Below are 24,569 nucleotides of genomic sequence, written 5' to 3' on the forward strand. Positions count from 1 at the left end.
CTAATGTTAAATTTCACAGATTAAGCGACTGCCCAAACTGCGGTGCCAAAATGGATTTGGTAGAAAGGATTTAACTATGGATATTGTATTAGGAAATGGCAATGTGGGCATTGCAACTACATCCAGAGAAGGGAGCAAAGTTGCCAACGGCATCGTTCTCCATCAGCTTGAAAAGCCTGTGTTGCCAATCGGCACTAAGGTTTCAGACGGTGGCTACCCTGTGGAGGAACTGGTTGGCACATTGGTCTTCATTGAATTTAAAAACATCGAAGGCGCCAAAACCCTGCAACGGGCGGTAGACAAAGCCATAAAAAGCATGGAGGGTGGTGTGCCAGTTGAACTATGACAAATTCACAGCTGATGTCCACCAGAATGCTGTTGAGCATGGTTGGTGGGATAACAGCCCAAGTATTGACGACATGCTGGTGCTAAAGCATGAGTACAACAAAACCAGACCCTACCGCCATGGAGGGGAATTGCTATGAAACCTATTCTTTTCAACACCGATATGGTGGAAGCTATCCTGGATGGGCGCAAGACGGTAACACGTCGACAGCTCAAATGCATGGTGCACTCCGTACATGCTGTAACAGGCGACTGTATCAAGCATTACCTGGAGCGTGCAGGCAAGATGCCCTACCAGGTGGGCGATGGGCTTTACGTCCGTGAAACCTGGCAGTTCATCCCCTGCATCGATTGCGCTATGTCTGCTTGCCAGAACAAGCCTGTGGTGCATGAAGATGCCGAAACAGTTGGAGAAGGGTGCTTTGTGTTCAAAGCATCCTATCCAGAAACCAAGACGATGCACTGGCGACCATCCATCCATATGCCCGAAGAAGCGGCACGGATTTTCCTAAAGGTCACAGCTGTTCGGGTGGAACGGTTGCAATCTATCTCTAGGCAACAATGCCATGCAGAGGGTATTGTTGGGTTCGAAGGGATGACAGGCGAACCTAAATACATGGAACAAATAAGGGGGCGTGCCGCCCAAACAGTGTTCTCTGAACTGTGGGAAAGCACCATCAAAAAACAAGACCGTCCTGCCTACGGTTGGGATGCAAACCCCTGGGTCTGGGTTATTGAATTTGAACGGCTCAAGGAGGTGCCCCATGACTAGAAAACGCTTTGTAAAACGCTTAATGGCTGTGGGGTTTGACAGGAACTTCGCTATGAAGTTTTCCCGTGGTGGGCCTGCGAATAAGTCATATGCCCAGAGATGGGAGGAAATAGCCTTTCACATGATGTTGGTATCAGGCTGTTGCAACTATCTGTCACGTGCTATGGAGGAGACTTATGACTAGAAAGAAATTCATCAAGCTCCTTAAAGTAATGGGGATGGAACGCAATCAAGCGTTAGAAATTATAGCCGATGCACCCAGAGGGCATTCCTACAGAAAAATCCTTAGCGTGTGCATCATGGACTACATAGCAGCTGATATGCTGAGAGCCTTTCTCTGTCACAAAACTGCCACTAACTCCAATCCTGAATATATTGAATTCACCGTTGAATATGACGATGATGCTGTAGCTGTTCTGACAGCGGAGGAACCATGACTAGAAAGAGATTTGTGAAGCTGATGATGGCCAGGGGTATGGAGCGGAACGATGCCAACGCCCTAGCTGTTGCGGTGAGAAAATCATCGACCTATGCCATCGGGGCAACCTATTCCTACAAGAGAGGATATCCGCCCCAAGAACATTGGTGGTTGCGGTCTCACGGATGGGCAAATAGCATGTCTCGATACTTTACGGTGTCGATAGATATAGAAAGAGGTTTTTATGACCAGACAACGATTTGTGAAATTGCTCATGGGTGTCGGAGCTACCCGCAACGAGGCCGGTGAGATTGCAGGGCGCAGACCGCCCACTGTGTCCTACAAGGACTACTACTCAGATGCCAGAATGATGGCGATAATGCTCCACGTGGGAGTATCCGTAAAAAAGGCTGGCAAGGCCGTGGTCAAAGCAACAAAGGCCTATGCGAAGGCATCCATATCTTTTGCAGAGCTGACCAGTGCGCTATTCTCCTTTTGTGCAATGGGGGCGGATGGGTGGATATGGTGAAAAAAGAAACCCTGCCCGGCACGGAACGATGCAACACCTGTAAGTTCCGAGCAGGAGAAAGTCCACTAGGCCACAAGTGCGATTACGTGTTGCTGACTGGGTCGACCAGGTTGGCACAGCCACCATCAGAGTGTGACTACTACGTCAAGGATGGCATTGCAATAGACCAATACAAGCGCAGACGAAGCATTGCTATTCCCAAAAACCTAAATCGAAAGGCTGGAGGAAGCGGAGCATGAGACCTACATTTTGCAAACACTGTGGGGCGCCCATTGTGTGGATTAAAACAGAGAAGGGCAAATCCATGCCCTGTAACAAGACCATGGTTCCCTTTTGGGAGAACCCAGACGCAAAGGGTAAGGTGGTGCTGATGAATGGGAAAATCATCAGCTGTAGCTTTGATGGTCCACGTGACCAGGTCACCAACTTCGGCTACATATCCCACTTTGCCAGTTGTTCTGGCGCCAGAGATTTTCGGAACGCAAAACGATAAGGAAAGAGGAGCGGGCGATGACATTGCAGAGATTATCAGAACATTTCAAGTTAAAAGAGCGGCTGATGCAAAACGAGGAATTGTTGGCATCTCTACAGTCCACCGCCGCCCCAGGTGCCCAGGTGATGACTGGGATGCCCCACAGCTCTGGCTTCCGTGACAAGGTGGGCGACCTGGCCATTGAGATTGCCGACATGAAAGAGCGCATCCGCTATCTTCAGGACGAATTGGCAGTGTCAGAGCAGGAAATCAAAAGCTTCATCGACAGCATCGACAACGACTACATACGGATGATTTTCCGTCTGCGCTTTCTCCGTGGGCTCACATGGAAGCAGGTGGCGGCGGTGGTAGGGGGACGCAATACCGAAGATGGGGTGAAGTCAGCGTGCTACCGCTACCTCTCAACCCTGGAATAAGTTGCAACGGCGTGACGCTTCGTGACGCTTGCAAACGCCCACTTTATCAATTATGATTAGACTTGTAAAATTCTAAATCAGCCAGCGACCATCTTTCGAGGTGGTCGCTATTTTTATGGGAAGGAGGACTGGGCCAGCATGTTGCTCCTGCGTGCTAGCTGTGCATCGAGCGAGACTATTCGCCAATGGTCAACGTTGCGATGACAGAAAATAAGGAGGAATTTTATTCCGTGTACAGTTTATCCATCCTGGCGGTGTATGCTGGCGTGATGTTCGCATCCACCAAGCTGTTTTCCACCGCCGCCAACTCAAGCGACTACCATGTGGCTGGCAGAAACCTAGGACTTGTGCAAGGTGCTTTGAGCATTGCCGCAACCTGGATTTGGGCGCCAGCCCTTTTCACATCCGCAGAAAAAGCCTACACCTTCGGACTGACAGGCTTGCTGTGGTTTTTAGTACCAAACATCCTGTGCCTACTCTTGTTCGCACCCTTCGCCATGCGCCTGCGGGCCACCATGCCCGATGGTGTGACCATGGCAGGCTACATGACCAAGCGATACCGCTCCATTGCCGTGGGGCGCACCTATCAATTCCAATTCTTGTCCATCGCTGTGCTATCCACAGCTGTGCAACTTTTGGCAGGTGCCAAGATTTTAAACGCCCTAACAGGCTTGCCCTTCTGGGGGTTCACTGTGCTGTTGGCAGCCATCGCCTTCACCTATGCCCACGGCTCTGGCATCAAAGCATCTGTTTTGACCGACGCCATCCAAATGGTGGTGATGCTAGGGTGCTGTGTGGTGCTGGTGTACCTGGCGCTGTCCAACACCAACGGCATGGCTGATTTGACAGCTGGGCTGTCTGGCACTGGGCAATACAGCGCCATGGAGATTTTCTTAGCCTTTGGGCTACCAACCGCCATCGGACTGCTGTCTGCGCCCTTTGGTGACCAATGCTTCTGGCAACGTGCCTTTTCAATCAAAGCCAGTGCGCTGGGCAAGTCATTTGCCTTTGGTGCAGTGGCTTTTGCCATTGTGCCCCTGTCCATGGGCTTGCTGGGCTTTTTAGCCGTAGGCTCTGGGTTCCAGGTGGTAGACACTGGGATGGTCAACGTGGAGCTTGTGGCAGGATTATTACCCTCCTGGGCTATGGTGCTGTTGATGGTGATGCTCTTGTCTGGGCTCCTATCCACCGTGGATAGCAACCTCTGCGCTGTGGCATCTCTGGTGAGCGACTGGCAAGTTACCAGCAAATTAGATAATGCCGACAAACTAAGGGTTTCCAAGGTTGCAATGGTCATTTTGCTGATTGCTGGCATCTTAATCGCCAACATCCCAGGGCTGACCGTGACCCACCTGTTCTTAATTTATGGCACCTTACGAGCCACCACCATGTTACCCACGGTGCTGACCCTAAGCGGCAAAGAACTGTCCGCAAAGGGCATCTGCGCTGGGGTGATGACCTCCATTGTCGTGGGGATGCCCATCTTCATGTGTGGCACCCTGACCGGGAACACCACCTACACCACCATCGGCTGCCTAAGCGCCCTCTTGCTCTCTGGTACAGTGGCCTTGCTCACTGCCCCAAGAAAGGCGGTGCGCCATGGCTAAATTCATTCTTGGGCGCAAGCAGAGCATCGACAACGGGGATTGGCTAGAAGCCGTTGCCCAAATCGAAACGCTGGTGAGCCGTGAAGAGCTAGATACCCTCGTTGCAACAACCCTGGAGGAGATTAGAGAGGTCACCGCTGGTAAACACACTGCCTACGCCTGGAGCGGCGGAAAGGACAGTATTGTCCTAGAGAAGCTATGCGATATGGTGGGGATTACATCCTCTGTCCTGGGGCATTGCTCTTTGGAATACCCCGCCTTCATGGACTGGGTGCAACAGCACAAGCCCAATGGCTGCTCTCTGGTTGACACTGGGCAAGACTACGACTTCATCAAGAAGAACCCTATCGCTTTGTTCCCGCCCATGACCTATCACTGGAGCCGAAACCTGCAGATTGCCGCACAGAACCGTTACTACAAAGCCCAAGGCTTGGAAGTAATGATGCTTGGCAGACGTAAGGCAGACGGCAACTTCGTGGGCAAGGGCACCAACTTCTACACCGACAGCAAGGGGATGTCCAAATACAACCCTCTGGCTGACTGGAAGCACGAGCACGTTTTGGCCTTCATCCATTACTATCAATGCCCAGTGCCACCCATCTATGAGTGGGACGACGGCTATAAAATCGGCACACACCCCTGGTTCGCCAGACCCTACATCAAGTCCCCCGCAGAGGGGTGGGCACAAATCCACAAGATTGACCCATCCGTTGTGGTAGAAGCGGCCGAGCATCTACCCAGTGCAGAATCCTTCTTAGAGGGGGTGAATGCATGAACGTAGTGAGAAAACAGCTGTCTGAGTTAAAACGACCAGAGCGGAATGTGCGGATGCACACCGACAAGCAAATCAACGAGTTCAGACGCTCTGTGGAGATGTTCGGGCAAATTCGCCCCATCGTCATCGATGAAGAAGGCACCATCCTGGCTGGCAACGGCTTATATGAAACCATGTTGACCATGGGCAAGGAAGAAGCCGACTGCCACATCGTCACAGGCCTGACCGAAAAGCAAAAGAAGAAGCTGATGCTGGCAGACAACCGTGTCTTTGACCTGGGTGTCGATGACTTGGCGGCACTGGATGCCTTTGTCCTGGAACTGAAGGATGACCTGGATATTCCAGGGTTTGAAGAAGACCTGTTGCAAGCCATGGTGATGGAAGCTGACGAAGCCGATATTGCCATGGGTGAATATGGGATTTTAGAGCCAGAACGTGTGGAGGTCATCCAAGAAGCCAGAGAGAAATATCAAGAGCAAGAAGACGCTGTGGCAAAAGTGTCGCAAGAAATCCCCGCCCAGTCCACCGCAACCGTGACGACCGCAGAGGCCGCAAAGAAATTCATCCTCTGCCCCAAGTGTGGGGAACGGATATGGCTGTAAAAAGAGTAAAGTCCAACATGGACATCGTGACGGCCGCCAAGAAGCGCATCAAGAATGTGTTCTCAAATGGGGTGCCTGTCTATATGTCATTCTCTGGTGGCAAGGACAGCATTGTCTTGGCTGACCTGGTGTACAAGCTTATCCAGGCTGGAGAGATTGACCCATCCCTTTTGACGGTGATTTTCATAGACGAAGAAGCCATCTTCGATTGCATCGAGCAGACCACCAAAACCTGGCGGCGGAAGTTTATGCTGGCAGGGGCAAAGTTTCAATGGTGGTGCATCGAGGTGAAGCATTTTAGTTGCTTCAATGAGCTATCCAATGATGAATCCTTCGTGTGCTGGGATAGCCAAAAGAAGAATGTGTGGGTGCGACAACCCCCACCCTTTGCCATTCGCAACCACCCGCTCTTTAAACCACGGCAAGATAGCTACCAAGCCTTTCTACCCCGCATCTGCAAAGACGGCATCATGCTCACTGGTGTGAGAGCTGCCGAATCGGTTCAGCGGTTGCAATATATGGCGGCACTGGGCGTGGGTGGCAAGGGCATCACCAAGAGCAACACCATCTACCCTGTCTACGATTGGAAAACCGTGGACGTGTGGTTGTACCTCCAAAGGGAACGTGTGGACATCCCAGAGGTATACCTGCAGATGTACCAAACAGGCATCAACCGTAACCAACTGAGAGTGTCACAGTTCTTTTCAGTGGACACGGTGCCAAGCCTGGTACATTTGGCAGAGTATGACCCATCCCTGATGGAGCGCATCCTACGTAGAGAACCCAATGCCTACATCGCCATCCTGTACTGGGACAGTGAGATGTTCCACCGTTCAACCAAGACACGGCGTGAGCTGGAGGGTGAAGTAGCCAAGGACTATCGGGCAATCCTACGAGATATGCTGTTCGTCCAATTTGACACCCTGTTTGACACCCAACACAAACGCCACGTGGCGACCCAGTACCGCAAGCTGTTCCTCCGCATGGATGGGATGGCTAGACCACGGGACTACCGCAAGCTCTATGAAGGGCTGATGGCTGGTGACCCCAAACTCCGCACCCTACGTGCTATCTACCAAGACATCTCCTGCGCCTATGCAGACTACGCCAAGCGGTTTCGCAAAGGTGGTGAGATGAATGGCTGATATCAATATCTTTTCACCGCTGACATCCCTGCAATGGGTGGAGCGTGCCACACTCAAGCCCAACGACTACAACCCAAACAAGGTGTCTCGAGAAAACCTGAAGCTATTGACCCAATCCATCCTGACCAACGGCTGGACGCTCCCCATCGTGGTGAGACCAGACTATACCATCATCGATGGCTTCCATCGGTGGACGGTGTCGGGGGAAGAACCCCTGTTATCCAAGCTAGGGGGCAAGGTGCCTGTGGTAATTGTGGCACATGATGATAAGACTGGCGACATCTACGGCACCGTGACCCATAACCGGGCAAGAGGTACGCATCTGTTGGAGCCCATGAAGGCTATCGTGAAGGAGCTGATGGGCGAAGGCAAGAGCGTCAACGAGATTGGCAAACAACTGGGCATGAAACCAGAGGAAGTGTTCCGTCTGTCCGAGTTCTCCAAGGAGGATTTCCTCCGCATGATGGCCAAGGGTGTCAAGGACTATTCCAAGGCTGAGATGCTCACCAAGCTTTAATATCCCATTGCCCCTGCTAGGCGCATAACAGCTCTGTGAGCGTGTGTAGTCTGGCGGGGGCGTTCTCTCGACGAGTGTGCTTCATAGGGGCGTGCGGTTGTTGCAATGTGGTGAGCGTTTGCGTGATAAGCAAAAAGGTACTGTGGGGGCTGAAAATAAACCATGCGGGCGCTACGACCCCAAGTTTCGTTTAGTTGGGGAATTTTAAAAAAGGGCATTTCGCTACGCTTGAGAGTAAAGACTTGATGATTGGAGGTGTTTTTATGGAAGGGATTACAGCTGATACTATGGTTAGCTCTAAGGAGTTGGCGATTGTGTTGGGGTTGGGAATTCGGCGGGTACAACAGCTTTCTCAAGATGGTGTCCTGGACAGCGAGAATGGGCGATACCACCTTGCGAAGTCTGTTGCCAGATACACGGAAACCATCACCAAGAAGGAAAGTGAAACCGACAAAGCCAAAGAAACCCTAGACCTTAGCCTAAAACGAGCCAAGGTGTCTATGGTGGTGATGGAAGCCAAGGAAATGCAGGGGAAGATGCACCGCAGTGAAGATGTGGCTGACATGACGGAGGATTTGGTTTACTCCATCCGTGCCATGCTTGTTGCCTTGCCTGGGCGGTTGGCTGTGGATGTTATCCGTGCCAAAAGTGCCGCAGAAGCGGCCGAGATTATCCGTAAGGAAGTCCATAAGGTGATGTCAGAGCTTGCAACCTACAAATACGACCCAAAAAAATACGAAGAGCGTGTCCGAGAGCGCCGCAAGTGGGACGCAAGCCAAGGTGATGATGATGACTAGGGAGGAGCAAGCTGCTAAACAAGCAGTCCTGCGGTTGAACAAGGCGATTGCCAAATCAATCGCTGGGTTTATTCCCCCTGCAGATTTGACAGTAACAGAGTGGGCAGAGCAGAAAAGACGCTTATCCTCCGAAGCATCTGCCGAACCTGGACCTTGGCGCACTGACAGAACCCCCTATCTCAAAGAGCCCATGGATAGCTTCACAGACCCCAAGGTTCGACGTGTTGTTCTGGTTGCCGCATCCCAAGTTGGCAAGTCAGAATTCATCAACAACTGCATCGGCTATGTCATTGATGAAGACCCTGGCTCTATCCTGTTCATCCAGCCCACCAATGGGGATGCAAAGGAGTATTCCAAACTCCGTATCGCCCCCATGATACGAGATTGCCCCACCCTGCGAAAAAAGGTATCTGACCCCAAGAGCCGTGACAGTGGCAACACGGTTATGCAAAAGTCCTACCCTGGTGGCATCTTGACCATGTGTGGTTCCACCGAAGCCCATGCCCTGGCATCAAAGCCCATCCGCTATGTGTTTGGTGACGAACGTGACCGTTGGGCGCTGTCAGCTGGCAACGAAGGGGACCCCTGGGATTTGGCGCAGGCCAGACAGACCACCTTCTTCAATGCCAAGGCGGTGGAGGTTTCAACCCCCACCATCAAAAATGCCAGTGCCATTGAAGCATCCTATGCCCAAGGCACCATGGAGCGGTGGAAGTCCAAATGCCCCCATTGCGGCGGGTATCACGAAATCAACTTCGAGGACATCCGCTACACATCCGAAAAGACAATCGTGTCTAAGAAGGCAGTGTATGCCGTCAAGGACATTTTCTATATCTGCCCTGGCTGTGGGGCAATCTCAAGCGAAGGTGACATGAAGAACCAGCCTGCCAAGTGGGTGGCTGAAAATCCTGCCGCCTATGCGCATGGGGTGCGCTCCTTCTGGCTCAATGCCTTCGTGTCTGCCTGGGCAACCTGGGAGTCCATCATCCTCAAATATCTCTACGCCATCGGCAAAACCAAAAAGCTCCAGGTGGTTTACAACACCTGCTTTGGCAAGCTGTGGGAAAACCGTGGCGACCTGGAGGACGAAGACAGCATGCTTGCCCGCCGTGAGGACTACGACGCAGAACTGCCTGATGGTGTTCTGGCTCTGACCTGCGGCGTTGACACCCAGGACAACCGCCTGGAATATGAGGTGGTAGGTCGGGGGCACTTCGGTGAAAACTGGGGTATTCAAAAGGGCATTATCATGGGCAGACCTGATGCCGATTCCACCTGGCTAGCCCTGGATGACGTTTTAACCCACACCTATACCTTTGCAGACGGCCTGGGGCTGAACATCTCCCGCACCTTCGTTGACGAAGGCGGTCACTTCACCCAAGAGGTGCGCTTGCAATGCAGAGCACGGGAAGCGAAGAAGGTGTTCGCAATCAAAGGTCGTGGTGGTCCTGATGTCCCATTCACCGCCCCACCGAGAAAGCAAAAAATAGTCATCAATGACAAATTCTTAGGGTTCGGCTGGGCATACCTGCTAGGGGTCGACTCGGGCAAGCAAATGGTGATGGACAACATCAGGGTGCAAACCCCTGGGTCAAACTACAGCCATTTCCCCCGCAATGACAGCTATGGAGATGCCTATTTCCATGGACTGTTATCCGAACATCTGGTGTACGACACAGGCAAAAAGCAACCTTGGGTATGGCAGATTATTCCTGGGCATGAACGGAACGAAACCCTTGACTGTCGTGTTTATGCCAATGCGGCATTTGCATCCTTGGGCGCTAATCTGGATGCCATCGATTTACGGCTGAAAGAGCTTCGAGGACAAGCCCAAAAGCCCACGCCTAAACCGAAGCCAGCACCACGCAGAAAGAAAAAGCAACCCACCACCACAGATGAATGGTAAAGGAGAACCACCATGGCAGACAAAACAGAAATCAACGCAAGACTGACCTTTTGGAAGAACGCTCTTGAGCGTGCCCAAACCGCATACATCACCCTTTTGGATGGTGGCGTTCAATCCTACACCCTGGATGGACGACAGCTGACCAAGTTAGACCTGGCGTCACTGAAAGCCCAAATTGAGGATATGGAAAGCAAGGTTGACGAACTGACCGCCTTGGCCAATGGGAAAAAGGCAAGACGAGCCTACGCTATCGTGCCCCGAGATTTATAATCGGGTTCTGGCCCCGCCCTGGGGCTTTTACCATATAGCCACCTGTGGAGTTGGTTGGCTCCTTTCGCCACAGGTGGCAACCCAAGCAGAAAAGAGGTGAGAAGAAAATGTCAAACAATACAAAAGCAAGTAAACCGCCCGCCCTGGGGCAGAGCGCTCCACAGACCAGCGGTTACAGCGAAGCGGCAGGCAGTCACTCCCGCCGAGCGTTTAAGGGGTTCAACCCTAACAGCACCTCCCCCAATGAGGATATCAACTGGAACAACTTCACCATGCGCCAACGAGCACGGATGCTGTACATGGGCGCACCCATCGCCACATCCGCTATCAACACCAACCGCACCAAAGTTGTGGGGGCAGGGTTGGTAGCCAAACCGACCATCAACCACAAGCGACTGGGCATGACTCCCGAGGCCGCTAAGCTGTGGGCACAGCACACAGAAGAAGAATTTTCCCTGTGGGCAAGCAAAAAGCAAAACTGTGACAGCATCGCCATGAACAACTTTGCAGGGTTACAGCAAATTGCCGTTGTGTCCTGGCTGACCAGTGGGGATGTGTTCGCATTGGTTCAGCGAGAAGACCCCACCAGATTGAACCCCTATTCCCTGCGTATGCACTTGGTAGAAGCAGACCGCATTTCCACACCATCCTCCACAGGCATTATGCTCTCTGGAGTCACCGATGGTATGAACGAACAAAACAAGAACGACATCTTCGATGGGGTGGAGGTGGACAGCAAGGGCAAGGTGGTGGCTTATCACGTGTGTAATAGCTATCCCATCCAGCAGTCCTATAAGCGCAAGCCCCTGGAGTGGACGAGAGTGTTGGCCTACGGCAAAGAAACAGGGCTCCCCAACATCCTGCACGTCATGAGCGCCGAACGGCCTGAGCAATACCGTGGGGTTTCCTACCTGGCGCAGGCCATGGAGCCTATCCTTCAAATGCGCCGTTTCACAGAATCCACACTGATGGCGGCATTGGTGCAAACCTATTTCACCGCCTGGGTGACCACTGACACTGACCAGTCTGAAATCCCCTTCAACGAAGTGGGCTCTGATGTTGTCGGCAAAGACGGTGGACCAAAGCGAGAAATGGACGCCAACGAGAACGAGTACGACATGGGACCAGGCACCATCAACCATATGGCTGATGGTGAGAAAATCACCTTTGGCAATCCCAATATTCCCACCGCCACCTTTGATGAATTTTGCAAGAGCATTGCAAAGCTCTGCGGTGCGGCACTGGAAATTCCCCAAGAAATCTTGCTCAAAGAATTTAACTCGTCCTACTCTGCGGCAAGAGCCGCCTTGTTGGAAGCGTGGGAAGCGTTCAAGGTGCGGCGGCGGTGGTTGGTGGATGATTTTTGCCAACCAGTCTATGAATTATGGCTGTCAGAAGCAGTTGCCAGAGGTAGAATTTCTGCCCCTGGCTTTTTTGACGACCCTGCCATCCGTGAAGCCTGGTGCAAGGTGCGATGGATGGGCCCAGTGCAAGGGCAACTTGACCCACTGAAAGAAGTGAATGCGGCTGAAAAGCAAGTGAACAACGCCTTCAAAACCAGAAGCAGTGTCACCCTGGAAATGGGCGGTGGCGACTGGCACGAAAATGTGTCAGAGATGGCCATTGAAAATCAAATGCTTGCCGATGCTCAAGTAGAAACCAAAGAAGGAGGAAGCACCCAATAATGCCTATCAATATCAAAAGAAACGTCTATGCCATGGCTAATGTGGATGGACAAAGTGCCGAAATCACCATGTACGGCACTATTTGCGAAAAACAGCCTACCGACTGGTGGACAGATGAACCCATCAAGGGACAATTCATCACCCTGGAAACCTTCTTGGAGGACTTGGCAAAAATCCAAGACTGCACCAAAATCACCATCCGCATGAACAGTTATGGCGGTGATGCTGGTGTTTCCAACACGATCCATAACCGCTTGCGGGAATTGGCACGAAGTGGGGTGGCAACCCATTGCATCGTGGACGGTGCGGCTATGTCTGGCGGTTCGCTCATCATGTCCGCCTGCGACACTGTGGAAGCCAACCCCTCCAGCCTGATTATGATTCACAAATGCTGGGGATTTTATTGTGGCGGATACAATGCAGACGAACTGCGACAGGCGGCTACCGAGAATGATGCCTGGGACAAGATGCAGGTGGAATGTTACACCCGCAAAACAGGTATGTCAAAGGATGAAATCTTGGGCATGATAGCTGAAACCACCTACATGACAGGCCGTGAAGCCATGGAAAAAGGCTTTGTAGACGCCATTTTGGAAGATGCAGAGCCCACCACCATTGCCGCCAGTGCAAGCGGCAACAGCCTGTTTGTCAATGGGCACAAAATGCACCTAGCCCCTGGCATGATTTTGCCACAGGGCATCCCTACGGTCAACTCCGAGGAACCACCCTCGGCTCAGACAAATAACAATCCGCTGGCAAAGACCAGCAACAAAGGAGGAACATCCACCATGGCAAATACTACCGAAGAACTGCGAGCCCAATATCCAGACCTGGTTGGTCAAATTGAAGCAGCTGCCAAAGAAACCGTTCCCAGTGCAGAAGCTTCTGCCACTGCTGAACGAGCCAGAATCCAAGCGATTGACGACATCGCCCATCTATTTTCCGCTGAACTGGTGCAAGAAGCCAAGTATGGCGAACAGCCCTGCAGTGCTGAAGCTCTGGCATTCCGTGCCGCACAGGCAGCGGCAAAAAATGGCACCAATTTCTTGAACTCCATGGCCAGCGACACCCAGGCCAGTGGCGCTCAAGACGTCAAATCCGCCGCAACTGGCGAAGACGACAAAGAACTGACCGAAGAAGAAAAGTACGCCCAAGCCCAAGTAAGCGTGAAATCTTTGCTTGGCACTGACAAGAAGGAGGGGAACTAATTATGCGTGAACTGTGCAACACCTCAGGCGAAATGGAGTTTGACGGTCTGTTGACTGGTCTGACCCCCGCCAATCAAGTCAGCGGTGGCACCATTGCCGCAACTGGCACCGAAACCACCTATGTCCGAGGCACCGTGTTTGCCAAATCGTCCAACGACAACATGCTCTACATCCTGGGCACCGAGCCTGCAGAGGACGACGATGGCGACCCCATCGAAACCTTGACCCCTGATTGTATCCTGTGCGATGACATCACCGTTGGCGCATCTGGTGACGAAACTGTGGCAGTGTACACCGCTGGCTGTTTTGACCCCAACAAGGTCACCCTGGCCGCAAGCTATGACATGACCGAAAGCGACAAAGACGAACTGCGTATGCGCAACATCGTCTTCAAAGCCGCAACTAAATAAGGAGGAATTTGAATTATGGCTACTCTTGATTTTTTCAGCACTTACCACTTAGCCGCTGTTGTGGAGGAAATCGTCCCCAGAGCGTCCTTCTTCCATGACCGCTATTTCCCCACCGCCGCTGGCGATATTTTCAACAGCGACAAGGTGCTGGTGGAATACCGTGATGGCGACCGCAAAATTGCACCCTTCGTTGCCCCCCGTGTAGGCGGTATCGTTGTGGACCGCCGTGGCTACAGCGTCCACGAAATGACCCCTGGTTTCATCGAGCTTTCTCGCACCCTCACCCAAGACGACCTGGTGAAACGTGGCTATGGCGAAGCCATCTATGCCAACTCCACCCGAGCCCAACGTGCCGCACGGCTCCAACTGGATGATTTCACTGACATGGATAATCGCATTTTGCGCCGTGAAGAATGGATGGGCGCCCAACTGTTGGTGAGCAACAGCTACGACATGCAAGAATATGTCGATGCTGACACCCAGGGCGAACTGCTGAACATTAAGTTCTACGAAGGCGAGGACAGCGGGCACATTTACACCATCTCTAGCACTTGGGATGATGGCACCGGCGAAGCATTCTTCAAGGATGTGCCTGCCATGTGCAAAATGCTGACCAAGCGTGGATTGCCTGTCACCGATTTGATTCTGGGCACCAATGTTGGCTCTACCATCTGCGATTTGACCAAGGTGCGAGAGCTCCTGGACAATCGCCGCATGAACTTCGGTTCTATTGACCCCAAACTGACCGCTTATCCTGGCGTCGTTTTTATGGGTCAACTGAATTTCGATGGGTACTTGCTGAACATCTTTGTGGTTGACGAAACCTATGAAGATGAAGGCGGCACCACCACTTCTTACTTCCCCACCGATGGTGCCACCGTGACCGCCCCTGGCTGTGGTGCTACCAAATACGGCTCCATCACCCAAATCGACCACGGCAACACCGAGTTCACCACCCATGCTAAGCCCCGTGTGCCCCGTGTGGTCATCGACCAACCTAAGAACATTCGCAAGTACAATCTGGCCTCTCGTCCTTTGGTTGTGCCCAAGAAGAAAAACCCCTATGTCTTCGCAGGCAGTGTGGTTTAAGAGGTGATGGCATGAAAAACGTACAAATCATCAAAGGCACTTACGGCCATCGCCCTATCAATGCTGACGGAACCATCAGCAAGTCCGTCAAACCTGTGACCGCCAAGGATGCGCCCATCTCCGTCCGTGATGAAGAAGCCGTCCGTTTGGAAGGATTGGGTGTTGGCAAGGTTGTGATTGCCGAGGAAACCATCGTGCCTGCCGTTGCAACCGCTGTTCAAGCCGATGCTGAGGACACCCCAGGTGTCGACCCCGCCCAAGACCAAGAGGGCGCAGAGGGCGTTGATGAAGACGCAGGCGCAGACGATGACCAAGATGGCACTGAAGAAGGCGTTGAAATCCCAGAATACAGCATGGACTGGTCTGCTGACGACCTGAGAGCGTTGGTGAACTCCTTGGGGCTCCCTGGCGCATCTCGCATGAACAAGACTGAGATGGTAGCCGCTCTGGATGCCGCCTTTGATGGCGGTGAGCTGGAGGTAGACGAGGAATGAGTAATTTCCTGGATATGGTTGCCGCCGATAACGTCCGAGTGTTCACAAATGAAGCCGAGCTGGGTTCCAAGCAGACCATCATCTGCAATGGGAAAGAGTATGCCGATTTAACCGTCACACTGACACAGCCTGCCCAGAGCCAGAGGGAAGCGTTGAGCGATGACCATATCCAGGGGATTTACAAAATCAGCGCTATCCTCAACATCATCAAACGGGATTTGGACGTGGTTCCTGAGCAGGGTTCTAAGCTGAAAATCAAGCGCAAGCGACAGTTTGGCGATTTCTTTGAGACCTTCTACGTCGTCACCGTCCGTGATGAATTTGGGCTGTTGCGCCTGGAGCTGGAGGCCTTGGACGAATGAAGCATGCTGTTTACTTTGAGTTTGAAGAAGCTGGACAGGAAAATCTAGCCCATGTCAGCAAGATTTTAGCTGGTGTGCCCGGCGGTGTCTATCAGGCCGTAGGCTCTACCATCAAACGTGCCGCCCAACGTGGGCTGACCACTGGCATGAAGATTGTGGCAGAGGAATATGCCATCGGGCAAAACGAACTGAAAAAGCAGACAAAAAACAGAAACACCATCGTCCGTGATAGTGGTGGCAGTTATGAAATTGAATTTGGGTACACAGGGTACCTAATCCCTCTGATGAAATTCGACACCAAAGTGTCAGCGGATGGGCGGGTGTACAGCCGTGTTAAGCGGTCATCCGCCAGAACCTTACTTGACAATGCCTTCCAAGCCAAGATGGGCTCTCACACAGGTATCTATGAGCGCCTGGGTGCAAGCCGATTTCCTGTGGAGGAACTGTTTGGCCCTGCATCGGTGCAAGCCTTCTATGCAAACGAAGACACCACCGACAAAATGGATGCCGTCCTTCAGTCCACCTTCAACTCTCGCATAGACCATGAAATTACACGTGTACTGAACGGATGGTGACCATATGACACAGACAATCCTACTTGAAACCCTGAAAGACTTTAGCAACGAAGTCCTCAAAGACATCATCTTGCCTGTGAAGGTGCAAAAAGATGGAAGTCAGCCCGCCCCACGGTGCATGAACGTCTATTTGATGCGAGTGCCTGACAGTAATGCGGCAAAAGAGCTTGCCCCCTACACCATCCACCAGGCCATCACCTCCAAGCATGAGCAACCCCAGGGGGATAGAGTGTCAACCTCTGTAGTGGTTCGCTCTATTTTCTCTGTGTACGACCCAGACGAACAGGAAGGGGCTTTGGCACTGCTCAACGTGATGGAGCGCCTGAGAATTAACCTTTTGAAAACTGTGGTGATTGGACGACAATTCACCCTGGATTTGGAGGTTGGCATTGAAACCCTTATCTACCCCAATGACACCGCCCCCTATTATGCGGGGGAAATGATTACCTCTTGGAAGCTTCCGAGAGTTGAAAGAGAGGTTCACCCATGAGCACAGAACCCGAAGTCGTGGTGCAAGACGACGTTGCACCAAAGCCAAAACGTAAGGCGACCAAGGCAAAGGCAGCGGTTGCTGAGAAAAAGAGAAAATCTTATTGCGTTTATCTCGGTCCATCTATTAGAGGCGTGATTCAGCGAGGTGCTATTTTCCAAGGCGAAAAAAGCGAAGTGCTGAAAGCCCTGGATGGTGCTGTTGCAAAGTATCCTGAAATCAAATATCTGGTGGTGGCGGACGAAACCCTTGCCACTGACCGTATCAAAATCAAAACTGCTGGGAATCTGTTGTATGTGAAAAACAATCAGCTGATGTCCAGACTGTAAGGAGGAATTATCATGGCTAATCACGGCGTTATCGTGACCCAAGCGGCTACCAGCGTGACCACTCCATCGGTTGCCGCTTCTGGCATCCCCTTTGTTGTGGGGGTAGCCCCTGTGCAGAGTGCCAGCAACCCTGCCACTCCCAATGTCCCTGTGCTGTGCACCAGTTATACCGAAGCTGTGGAACAACTGGGCTATTCTGACGACTGGGAAAACTATCCCCTGTGCGAATTCATGTACGCTCACTTCAAAATCTGGGCTAGTCAGCCTGTGGTTTTCTGCAATGTGCTGGATTTGTCCAGCATGAAGGAATCTGTGAGTGCGGCTACCATTGATGTGACTGACGGCAAAGCCTTGTTACCCTTGGAAGCTATCAATGATGCAACCCTGGTGGTGAAAGCCACTGGTGACAATGGCGCAACCTATATCCTTGACACAGATTATGCCGTTTATTACGACGGTGAAAATCTGGTGGTGGAAGTTTTGGCAGACGGTGACTGCGAAAATGCAACTGAGCTGAGCATTGCGTATTCTGCCGCAAAGCCTGGTGATGTAGAAGCATCTGACATTGTTGCTGGTATTGAAGCCATCGACCTGTGTATGTCTACCGTTGCCACCATCCCTGACCTTATCTGCGCACCTGGTTATTCTGGGGCGGCGGATGTTGCCGCAGTGATGGCAACCAAGGCAGACAACATCAATGGGCTGTTCAAAGCAAAGGCTCTGATTGATATTGCAGGCGCAACCAGCTACACCGAAGCCATTGCCAAAAAGACCGCCAACAACTTGACCGATGTGAGCCAAGTGTTGTGCTGGCCTATGCTAACCTTGGGGATTACACCTTCCATATGTCCACCATGCTGGCTGGGCTGTTGGCTACAACTGATACTGGCAACGATGGGTGCCCTTACGAATCCCCTTCCAATAAAAGCATTTCCTGTGATGGGATGGTTTTGGAAGATGGAACTATTTTGAATCAAACCAAAGCCCAGGCTGACACCTTGAACGAAGCAGGGATTTTGACTGCACTTAACTTCATGGGCTCTTGGGTGTGCTGGGGCAACTACACCGCCGTCTATCCCATTTCCACCGATGCAAAAGATATGTGGCTTCCTATTAGCCGCATGTTCTCTTGGGTTGGCAACACCGTCATCCAGACTTTCTGGAGCAAGCTGGATAAGCCTATGACCCGTCGTTTGATTGATACCATCATGGACACTGCAAACATCTGGCTCAATGGCTTGACTGGCTCTGGCTACCTGTTGGGCGGTCGAGTGGAGTTTCTCGCTGATGAAAATACTACCGCCGACCTGATGGCAGGCAAGCTCAAATTCCACGTTTACTTAACCCCACCTGGCCCTGCACAAGAAATCGAATTTGTACTTGAATACGACAGCGATTACCTAAGCGTACTCGCAGGCTGATAAGGAGGAATCACAATGGCTAAAATTGCACAATCCGTCATCAACCTTGCCCTCTATGAAGATGGCGATGAATACCATGGCGTCACCAAAACCACCCTGCCCGACATTACCTTTTTGTCCAACACCATCTCTGGTGCTGGCATTGCAGGCAACGTGGAAGCAATCGTGGCAGGCATGGTAGACGCCATGACCCTTGGCATTGACTGGCGCACCCTGGAAGCCAGCGCAGTCAAGCTGAACGAACCCCGCCCCCATGTGCTGGATTTGCGTACCCCTCAATCTGTGGAAGACACCACTGACAGCACTTTGTCTGTCCAAAATGTGAAGCACGTTATGGTGGTCATTCCCAAAACCATGAAAGCTGGCTCCATTGCACCTGCCACCCCCACTGGTGCCTCTGGTGAGTTTGCCGTCCGCTCTTGGGCGACTTACATCGATGGGGAGCGCATCATGGAAATCGCACCCATGGACAACATCTGCTACATCAACGGTGTTGACTATCTGGCAGATGCCCGCTCTGCCTTGGGGAAATAAATCACCTGTAAAGGGTGGCACGAATGAAGTGCCACCCTTTGTTTTAATTTGAAAGGAGCTATTACCATGAGTAACAAAACCAATAAAATTGACGAAATCGGTGCGGCCGTACTGGAAGATGAGAACAGCGTTGACATCTTGGTGCTGAAACTGTCCAAGCCTGTGATGCACGATGGCGAACCCCTGGAGGAACTGACTTTTGATTTTGGCAAGCTCACTGGTGCAGACAGCATCAAAGTGGAAACAGAGCTGGAGCGCATGGGCGTGATTGTTCTGGTGCCCCACCTCAACGGGCCGTATTTGTGCCGTATTGCAGTCAAAGCGTGCACCACCAAAATCGACATGGGCGTGCTACAGCGGATGCCCATTTTGGATTATTCCCAAGTCCGAAAGGCAACCCGCTCTTTTTTAGCAAAGCGGGCGTAGTCGGTGGGGACGGTGGGGCGTGGTTCCGCCGTCAAGCCCTGACTATGGCTCGGGTCTATCATTCACCACCAGACACATGGCTCAATATGCCGATAACGGAATTGGTGAAATGGATATCCACCAACAATGCGTTGGTCGAAGCCAACACCACCGCCCGAAACAAGTAAAGGGGGGATTTCGTGGCAAGCAGAAAAGAATATGAGATGCTATTCAAACTCAATGCAGAGTTGGGTAGCACCTATAAATCCACCTACAGTGAAGCGCAATCCGCTATCACAAGTATGCAAAATGAAATTTCCGAATTGGGCAAAGTGCAGTCGGATATTTCCTCTTACCAAAAGCAACAAGCTTCCATCGAAGCCACCCGCAAAAAGATGGAAGTCCTGCAACAGCAATACGACAACATCCAGAAAGAAATTCAGGAGACGGAGGGCTATTCTTCGTCCTTGGAAAACAAGCTCCTATCCAAGCAACAGCAAATTGATAAAACCAGTGCATCCCTAGAAACCCAGACCTCCAAGCTGAATCAGATGGGCACGGCTTTGAACCAAGCAGGGGTTGACACCAGCGACCTGACCACAGAAACTGACCGCCTGCAGACTGAGATTAACGAGTTGAAGACAGCCCAGGAAGAAGCAGCTGATGCCGCCGAAGATTTTGGCGACAGTGGCGCTGATGCCATTGGCGCTGTGGCTGACATCCTGGCAACCGCAGGCATTGCCGCCATGCTCAATGAAATCAAAGAAGCCTTCATGGACTGCGTGGAAGTGGCAGGCGAATTTGAAGCATCTATGTCCAACGTGGAAGCCCTGTCTGGGGCTACCTCTATTGAGTTAGCGGCACTGACCGAAGAAGCCAAAGACCTAGGCGCAACCACCAAATACACCGCCACCCAAGTTGGCGATGCCATGGGATACATGGGCATGGCTGGCTGGGATGCCACGGAAATGTTGGAGGGGATGAACTCCGTTCTGGTGCTTGCCACTGCCGCAGGGGAAGACCTTGCCAATGTGTCAGACATTGTCACGGACAACCTGACAGCCTTTGGGCTGACTGCCGCAGACACCGCCATGTTCTCCGATGTGCTGGCCACCGCCGCCACTAACTCCAACACCTCCGTCAGCATCATGGGTGAAACCTTCAAGACCTCCGCTTCTGTTGCTGGGGCTCTGGGCTACAGCGTCCAAGATGTAGCTGTAGCCGTGGGACTGATGGCCAACAGTGGTGTCAAGGGTAGCATCGCAGGCACAGCACTGAAAAACACCTTCACCGGCTTGCTCTCTGGGGCTACCTTGACCTCCGAAGCATTTGGTGATGTGGAATACACCACAGCCAATGCCGATGGCACCATGAAAGACTTCTCCGACACCATCGACGACCTGCGTGCTTACTTCGACCAAATGACCGAAGCAGAGCAAGTCAACAATGCGGTCACCATCGCTGGCACACGTGGATACAACGGCCTATTGGCTATCCTGAATGCCACTGACGAAGAGTATGCAAGCTTAACTGCATCCATCAATGATAGCACTGGTGCCGCTGAAGCTATGGCAGAGATTAAGCTTGACAACATGGTGGGCGATTTGACTATCATGCAATCTGCGTGGGACGGTTTATCCACCACCGTGGGTGAGCTGTTTATCCCTGAAATGCGGAGCCTGTATGAAATCGGCACCGATGTATTAAATCTTGGCGATGAATTCGTACAAGATTATCCCTATGTCGTCAAAGGCGCAACTGCCTTTGTTGCTGTTGTCGGCGTGGGCACAACCGCCATGACTGGCTATGCCGCCGCAACCAAACTTGCCGCTATGGCATCAGTGAGCTTAACAGCTGCATTACCTGCACTGGGTGTGATAACTGGCGTGGCAGTTGCCGCTGGCACAGTCTATGCGGCACTGTCATCGATTGCCGACGAAATTGATTATGAAACAATTCCATCGGTTAAGGACTTAACCTCTGCCACTGAAAATCTGAACGACGTTATGAAAAGTTCGGACGACAGTTGTGAAAGCACCATCGAAACTACAGTAGCCGCCGCCAATGTGGCCGAAAAGTACATTGCCAAGCTAGAAGCATTGGGGGACTACACCAGTCTAAATGCGGAAGAGCAAGCAGAATACAACAACATCTTGGCCGTGTTGTGCCAGGTTGTCCCTGAACTGTCTGATTATATTGACCTCGAAACTGGCGCCATCGAGGGTGGAACAGCCGCTCTATATGCCAACACCGAAGCCTGGAAGCAGAATGCAATTCAGCAAGCATATGTGGAACAACTTTCCGTACTGCACAGTGCGTATGCGGACGTGCTGGTAGAGGAAGAGAAGAACATCATCGGCTTGAGGGATGCCAATGCGGAATTAACCCTAGCAGAAGATGCTAGAGCAGAGGCCGAGGCACGGATGGCCGAATTGGCACTGCAAGCCGAAGAAGATATGCAGGCGGCACTAGAAAAATCAACGCTAGCATCTGCGGATTACACAGATTACCTCACAGAAGAATATCGTCAGTTGGAAAACTCCCTCGAAGATTTGAACACTGACATTTTGAACGCAGAGGACAGAGTTGATGCGTATTCCGAAGCCCTTGACGAAAATGCCGATGCGGTAGATGCGGCCAAAGAAGAAATCGACTTGACCACGCAAGCGGTCGAGAACCTAACCGCATCCATGTCCGATGGCGCAGATGCCTCTGATGACCTGACCCGAGGACAAACAGAGCTTAATGACCTTTTGGCAGAAGCCCTCCTCACCATTGAAGGCTTAGCCGCTGCCTATGACGAAGCCTACGATGCCGCCTATGACAGCATCACAGGGCAATATTCGCTGTGGGATGCAGTATCGACCCCCATCGCCACCAGTGTTGGCACCATGAACACTGCCATCGAAAGCCAGATTGCCCTGTGGGAATCCTATGGCGACAATCTGGACGCCCTGGGCGAGCGCACCCAAAACATCGAAGGGCTTAGTGACCTGGTTGCAAGTTTTGCCGACGGAAGCGAGGAATCTATCTCCGCCATTGCTGGCATGGCTAGCGCCAGCGACAGTGACCTGATTGCTATGGTGGAAAACTGGCAAGCCCTGCAAGAAGCCCAAGGGAGCACCGCAGGGAGCCTGGCTGACCTGGAAACCGAATTCTCCTTGACGAAGGAATCCCTTCAGGGTGAATTAGCTGACGCCATCACCGAAATGGATTTAGGCAGCGAAGCCGCCACCAGCGGTGAGAACACCATCCAAGGATTCATCGATGGTGCCCTGGCACTGAAACCCCAGGTAGAAGCTGCCTATGCCGAAATGGCACAGGCGGCCATGGATGCCATTGATGAAACCCTAGACATCCACAGCCCATCCCGTGTGATGGAAGACAAGGCAGACATGACCTGGGCAGGCTATATCAACCAGACCAGAGCCATGAGCGACCAGGTGAAAGAAGCAATGGCAGACACCGCTTTGGCGGGTGCCGATGCCGTCACCGATGCCACAAGTGATGGCGCCATCAGTGCCAGTGTGCCCACGTCTGGGGGCGGAACCATCACCATTCAAATCTCACCCACCTACCACATCCAAGGAAGCACTTCATCTGGAGACATCACCGCTTTGCTAGATGCCCAGAATAGTTCCCTGAAACAACTTATCCTAGACGCCCTGGAAGAAGCAGGAATCGACAAGACAAGGAGGGCTTTTGCTTGAGCACTTATACCACCAAACAAGGCGATATGTGGGATAGCATCGCCTACAATCAGCTGGGCAGCGTGTCCTACACAGACAAGCTGATGCTGAAAAATCTTGCCTATCGCCATTACTACACCTTCCCTGCAGGGGTGGTGTTGACGCTCCCAGAAGTGTCAACCACCACCTCTAGCACCCTGCCACCCTGGAAGCAGGTGAGCACATGAGCGACACCGCCCGCAGAACCCGTATTGGCATCTCCATCGACGGTGTTGATATCACCAATGACCTGTCGCCCTACAATGTGTCTTTGACCTATACGGACTACGAAGAAGGCGAAAGCGATGACCTACAGCTGGTAGTACAGGACAGGGATGGTATCTGGTTGAAAAACTGGATTGAAACCCTAGTCCTGGCCAGCGTGTACGGCGGGGATGCCGCCACCAAAATTACCGCCACCATCACCAAGGAAAATTGGAACAATGATGGTATCAGCGCATCATTACCCTGTGGTTCCTTCGAACTAGACAGCATTGTCGTGGATGGTCCACCGTCACAGGTGACCTTGAAAGCCACGGCGTTGCCCTACTCCTGCCAAATTCGCCAGACGGTGAACTCCAAAGCCTGGGAAGGCTACCGTCTGTCTGGCATCATAGCAGAGATGGCGACTAAGCACGGTATGACTTATCTTTATGAATCTAGCATTGACCCCTCATACGACCGTCTGGAGCAATACTACGTCAGCGACATCGTGTTTCTGGAGCACCTCTGCACTTTGGCGGGCAATGCAATTAAATCCACCAACAACACCCTGGTGGTCTTCGACCAAAGAGCCTACGAATCTAAAGATGCCGTTCGTACCATCGCCTTTGGCGACGGCACCTACAACACCTACAAGGTGTCTATGGATACAGCTGAAACCGCCTATGCATCCTGCACTGTCAAGTGCATCGCCCAAGACGGCACCCTGATTGAAGGGACAGCCTATGCCGATGACTATGATTCCTCCGACGAGGACAATCAACACCTGGCGCTGTATTGCCAGGTGTCTTCTATTGCTCAAGCCCAAACTGTGGCGGCGGCGAACCTACGGCGATTTAATAAATTCGCTAAAACCTTTTCCATCACCACCCCTGGCGACGTCAACATTGTAGCTGGAGTCACCATCAACCTTGCTGACTGGGGCGTGTGGAGCGGAAAATATCTGGTGTACGAAGCCGCTCACAGCGTTGGTGGCAATGGGTACACCACTAAAATCAAAGCACGACAAACACTGGAGGGATAGC

At 52.2% G+C, this 24,569-nt stretch carries 34 protein-coding genes; all 34 read left to right on the plus strand.

Annotation, left to right across the window (positions count from 1 at the left end):
• Nucleotides 1-76 precede the first annotated feature (76 nt).
• The 34 genes from RFF05_RS06675 (at nucleotide 77) to RFF05_RS06840 (ending at nucleotide 24,568) form a co-directional block, all read left to right on the plus strand.
• Nucleotides 77-346 carry a hypothetical protein gene (locus RFF05_RS06675; protein WP_409969589.1) on the plus strand — a complete coding sequence of 90 codons (270 nt, stop codon included), beginning with the start codon at nucleotides 77-79 and terminating at the stop codon, nucleotides 344-346.
• On the plus strand, nucleotides 336-485 hold the full coding sequence (locus RFF05_RS06680; RefSeq protein WP_409969590.1) for a hypothetical protein: 150 nt from the start codon (nucleotides 336-338) through the stop codon (nucleotides 483-485). The genes RFF05_RS06675 and RFF05_RS06680 overlap by 11 nt, the downstream gene beginning before the upstream one ends.
• Nucleotides 482-1,117, plus strand: coding sequence for a hypothetical protein (locus tag RFF05_RS06685; protein ID WP_409969591.1), 636 nt, complete (start codon nucleotides 482-484; stop codon nucleotides 1,115-1,117). Before RFF05_RS06680 ends, RFF05_RS06685 begins: the two co-directional genes overlap by 4 nt.
• Entirely contained in the window at nucleotides 1,110-1,301 is a 192-nt protein-coding gene (locus RFF05_RS06690) for a hypothetical protein (protein ID WP_409969592.1), read from the plus strand. The genes RFF05_RS06685 and RFF05_RS06690 overlap by 8 nt, the downstream gene beginning before the upstream one ends.
• Nucleotides 1,294-1,554 carry a hypothetical protein gene (locus tag RFF05_RS06695; RefSeq protein ID WP_409969593.1) on the plus strand — a complete coding sequence of 87 codons (261 nt, stop codon included), beginning with the start codon at nucleotides 1,294-1,296 and terminating at the stop codon, nucleotides 1,552-1,554. The genes RFF05_RS06690 and RFF05_RS06695 overlap by 8 nt, the downstream gene beginning before the upstream one ends.
• A 225-nt stretch (nucleotides 1,555-1,779) precedes the next feature.
• Nucleotides 1,780-2,064 (plus strand): hypothetical protein, encoded by a 285-nt coding sequence (locus tag RFF05_RS06700; protein WP_409969594.1) that lies wholly within the window; start codon nucleotides 1,780-1,782, stop codon nucleotides 2,062-2,064.
• Nucleotides 2,058-2,303 carry a hypothetical protein gene (locus RFF05_RS06705; RefSeq protein WP_409969595.1) on the plus strand — a complete coding sequence of 82 codons (246 nt, stop codon included), beginning with the start codon at nucleotides 2,058-2,060 and terminating at the stop codon, nucleotides 2,301-2,303. The genes RFF05_RS06700 and RFF05_RS06705 overlap by 7 nt, the downstream gene beginning before the upstream one ends.
• Nucleotides 2,300-2,557, plus strand: coding sequence for a hypothetical protein (locus tag RFF05_RS06710; protein ID WP_409969596.1), 258 nt, complete (start codon nucleotides 2,300-2,302; stop codon nucleotides 2,555-2,557). Before RFF05_RS06705 ends, RFF05_RS06710 begins: the two co-directional genes overlap by 4 nt.
• A 17-nt stretch (nucleotides 2,558-2,574) precedes the next feature.
• Nucleotides 2,575-2,973: a hypothetical protein gene (locus RFF05_RS06715; RefSeq protein ID WP_409969597.1), complete on the plus strand. Its 399-nt coding sequence runs from the start codon at nucleotides 2,575-2,577 to the stop codon at nucleotides 2,971-2,973.
• Between the two features lie 200 nt (nucleotides 2,974-3,173).
• Nucleotides 3,174-4,580, plus strand: coding sequence for a sodium:solute symporter family transporter (locus tag RFF05_RS06720; RefSeq protein WP_409969598.1), 1,407 nt, complete (start codon nucleotides 3,174-3,176; stop codon nucleotides 4,578-4,580).
• Nucleotides 4,573-5,355, plus strand: a complete 783-nt coding sequence (locus RFF05_RS06725) for a phosphoadenosine phosphosulfate reductase family protein (protein ID WP_409969599.1) — start codon at nucleotides 4,573-4,575, stop codon at nucleotides 5,353-5,355. Before RFF05_RS06720 ends, RFF05_RS06725 begins: the two co-directional genes overlap by 8 nt.
• Nucleotides 5,352-5,957 carry a ParB/Srx family N-terminal domain-containing protein gene (locus RFF05_RS06730; RefSeq protein ID WP_409969600.1) on the plus strand — a complete coding sequence of 202 codons (606 nt, stop codon included), beginning with the start codon at nucleotides 5,352-5,354 and terminating at the stop codon, nucleotides 5,955-5,957. The genes RFF05_RS06725 and RFF05_RS06730 overlap by 4 nt, the downstream gene beginning before the upstream one ends.
• Nucleotides 5,948-7,102 (plus strand): phosphoadenosine phosphosulfate reductase family protein, encoded by a 1,155-nt coding sequence (locus RFF05_RS06735; RefSeq protein WP_409969601.1) that lies wholly within the window; start codon nucleotides 5,948-5,950, stop codon nucleotides 7,100-7,102. The genes RFF05_RS06730 and RFF05_RS06735 overlap by 10 nt, the downstream gene beginning before the upstream one ends.
• Nucleotides 7,095-7,619, plus strand: coding sequence for a ParB N-terminal domain-containing protein (locus RFF05_RS06740; protein WP_409969602.1), 525 nt, complete (start codon nucleotides 7,095-7,097; stop codon nucleotides 7,617-7,619). The genes RFF05_RS06735 and RFF05_RS06740 overlap by 8 nt, the downstream gene beginning before the upstream one ends.
• A 263-nt stretch (nucleotides 7,620-7,882) precedes the next feature.
• Nucleotides 7,883-8,416, plus strand: a complete 534-nt coding sequence (locus RFF05_RS06745) for a hypothetical protein (protein ID WP_409969603.1) — start codon at nucleotides 7,883-7,885, stop codon at nucleotides 8,414-8,416.
• Complete coding sequence (locus RFF05_RS06750; protein WP_409969604.1) at nucleotides 8,403-10,322, plus strand: phage terminase large subunit family protein; 1,920 nt, start codon at nucleotides 8,403-8,405, stop codon at nucleotides 10,320-10,322. The genes RFF05_RS06745 and RFF05_RS06750 overlap by 14 nt, the downstream gene beginning before the upstream one ends.
• A gap of 12 nt (nucleotides 10,323-10,334) precedes the next feature.
• On the plus strand, nucleotides 10,335-10,592 hold the full coding sequence (locus RFF05_RS06755) for a hypothetical protein (RefSeq protein ID WP_409969605.1): 258 nt from the start codon (nucleotides 10,335-10,337) through the stop codon (nucleotides 10,590-10,592).
• Between the two features lie 107 nt (nucleotides 10,593-10,699).
• Nucleotides 10,700-12,277: a phage portal protein gene (locus RFF05_RS06760; RefSeq protein ID WP_409969606.1), complete on the plus strand. Its 1,578-nt coding sequence runs from the start codon at nucleotides 10,700-10,702 to the stop codon at nucleotides 12,275-12,277.
• Nucleotides 12,277-13,485, plus strand: coding sequence for a Clp protease ClpP (locus RFF05_RS06765; RefSeq protein WP_409969607.1), 1,209 nt, complete (start codon nucleotides 12,277-12,279; stop codon nucleotides 13,483-13,485). Before RFF05_RS06760 ends, RFF05_RS06765 begins: the two co-directional genes overlap by 1 nt.
• Nucleotides 13,486-13,487: 2 nt before the next feature.
• The gene (locus RFF05_RS06770) at nucleotides 13,488-13,895 is read left to right on the plus strand and encodes a head decoration protein (RefSeq protein WP_409969608.1); all 408 of its coding nucleotides are present in this window, start codon (nucleotides 13,488-13,490) and stop codon (nucleotides 13,893-13,895) included.
• A 15-nt stretch (nucleotides 13,896-13,910) separates the two neighbouring features.
• Nucleotides 13,911-14,984 carry a major capsid protein gene (locus tag RFF05_RS06775; protein ID WP_409969609.1) on the plus strand — a complete coding sequence of 358 codons (1,074 nt, stop codon included), beginning with the start codon at nucleotides 13,911-13,913 and terminating at the stop codon, nucleotides 14,982-14,984.
• Between the two features lie 11 nt (nucleotides 14,985-14,995).
• Nucleotides 14,996-15,478 (plus strand): hypothetical protein, encoded by a 483-nt coding sequence (locus tag RFF05_RS06780; protein WP_409969610.1) that lies wholly within the window; start codon nucleotides 14,996-14,998, stop codon nucleotides 15,476-15,478.
• The gene (locus RFF05_RS06785; RefSeq protein WP_409969611.1) at nucleotides 15,475-15,840 is read left to right on the plus strand and encodes a hypothetical protein; all 366 of its coding nucleotides are present in this window, start codon (nucleotides 15,475-15,477) and stop codon (nucleotides 15,838-15,840) included. The genes RFF05_RS06780 and RFF05_RS06785 overlap by 4 nt, the downstream gene beginning before the upstream one ends.
• Nucleotides 15,837-16,415, plus strand: a complete 579-nt coding sequence (locus tag RFF05_RS06790) for a hypothetical protein (protein WP_409969612.1) — start codon at nucleotides 15,837-15,839, stop codon at nucleotides 16,413-16,415. Before RFF05_RS06785 ends, RFF05_RS06790 begins: the two co-directional genes overlap by 4 nt.
• Before the next feature lie 4 nt (nucleotides 16,416-16,419).
• Complete coding sequence (locus tag RFF05_RS06795; protein WP_409969613.1) at nucleotides 16,420-16,905, plus strand: hypothetical protein; 486 nt, start codon at nucleotides 16,420-16,422, stop codon at nucleotides 16,903-16,905.
• The gene (locus RFF05_RS06800) at nucleotides 16,902-17,234 is read left to right on the plus strand and encodes a hypothetical protein (protein WP_409969614.1); all 333 of its coding nucleotides are present in this window, start codon (nucleotides 16,902-16,904) and stop codon (nucleotides 17,232-17,234) included. The genes RFF05_RS06795 and RFF05_RS06800 overlap by 4 nt, the downstream gene beginning before the upstream one ends.
• 12 nt (nucleotides 17,235-17,246) lie before the next feature.
• Nucleotides 17,247-18,206, plus strand: coding sequence for a hypothetical protein (locus tag RFF05_RS06805; protein WP_409969615.1), 960 nt, complete (start codon nucleotides 17,247-17,249; stop codon nucleotides 18,204-18,206).
• Nucleotides 18,203-18,655: a hypothetical protein gene (locus tag RFF05_RS06810; protein ID WP_409969616.1), complete on the plus strand. Its 453-nt coding sequence runs from the start codon at nucleotides 18,203-18,205 to the stop codon at nucleotides 18,653-18,655. Before RFF05_RS06805 ends, RFF05_RS06810 begins: the two co-directional genes overlap by 4 nt.
• A 15-nt stretch (nucleotides 18,656-18,670) precedes the next feature.
• Nucleotides 18,671-19,189 (plus strand): phage major tail tube protein, encoded by a 519-nt coding sequence (locus tag RFF05_RS06815; protein WP_409969617.1) that lies wholly within the window; start codon nucleotides 18,671-18,673, stop codon nucleotides 19,187-19,189.
• A gap of 66 nt (nucleotides 19,190-19,255) precedes the next feature.
• A complete protein-coding gene (locus RFF05_RS06820) occupies nucleotides 19,256-19,615 on the plus strand; it encodes a hypothetical protein (protein WP_409969618.1) in 360 nt (119 codons plus the stop codon).
• Nucleotides 19,616-19,659: 44 nt separating this feature from the next.
• Entirely contained in the window at nucleotides 19,660-19,782 is a 123-nt protein-coding gene (locus RFF05_RS06825; RefSeq protein ID WP_409969619.1) for a hypothetical protein, read from the plus strand.
• A gap of 12 nt (nucleotides 19,783-19,794) precedes the next feature.
• On the plus strand, nucleotides 19,795-23,304 hold the full coding sequence (locus RFF05_RS06830) for a phage tail tape measure protein (protein WP_409969620.1): 3,510 nt from the start codon (nucleotides 19,795-19,797) through the stop codon (nucleotides 23,302-23,304).
• Complete coding sequence (locus tag RFF05_RS06835) at nucleotides 23,301-23,510, plus strand: tail protein X (protein ID WP_409969621.1); 210 nt, start codon at nucleotides 23,301-23,303, stop codon at nucleotides 23,508-23,510. The genes RFF05_RS06830 and RFF05_RS06835 overlap by 4 nt, the downstream gene beginning before the upstream one ends.
• Nucleotides 23,507-24,568 (plus strand): phage late control D family protein, encoded by a 1,062-nt coding sequence (locus tag RFF05_RS06840; protein ID WP_409969622.1) that lies wholly within the window; start codon nucleotides 23,507-23,509, stop codon nucleotides 24,566-24,568. Before RFF05_RS06835 ends, RFF05_RS06840 begins: the two co-directional genes overlap by 4 nt.
• The last annotated feature ends 1 nt before the right edge of the window (nucleotide 24,569 follow it).

The organism is Bengtsoniella intestinalis (assembly GCF_039719005.1).
Taxonomy (GTDB): domain Bacteria; phylum Bacillota; class Clostridia; order Oscillospirales; family Oscillospiraceae; genus Oscillibacter; species Oscillibacter intestinalis.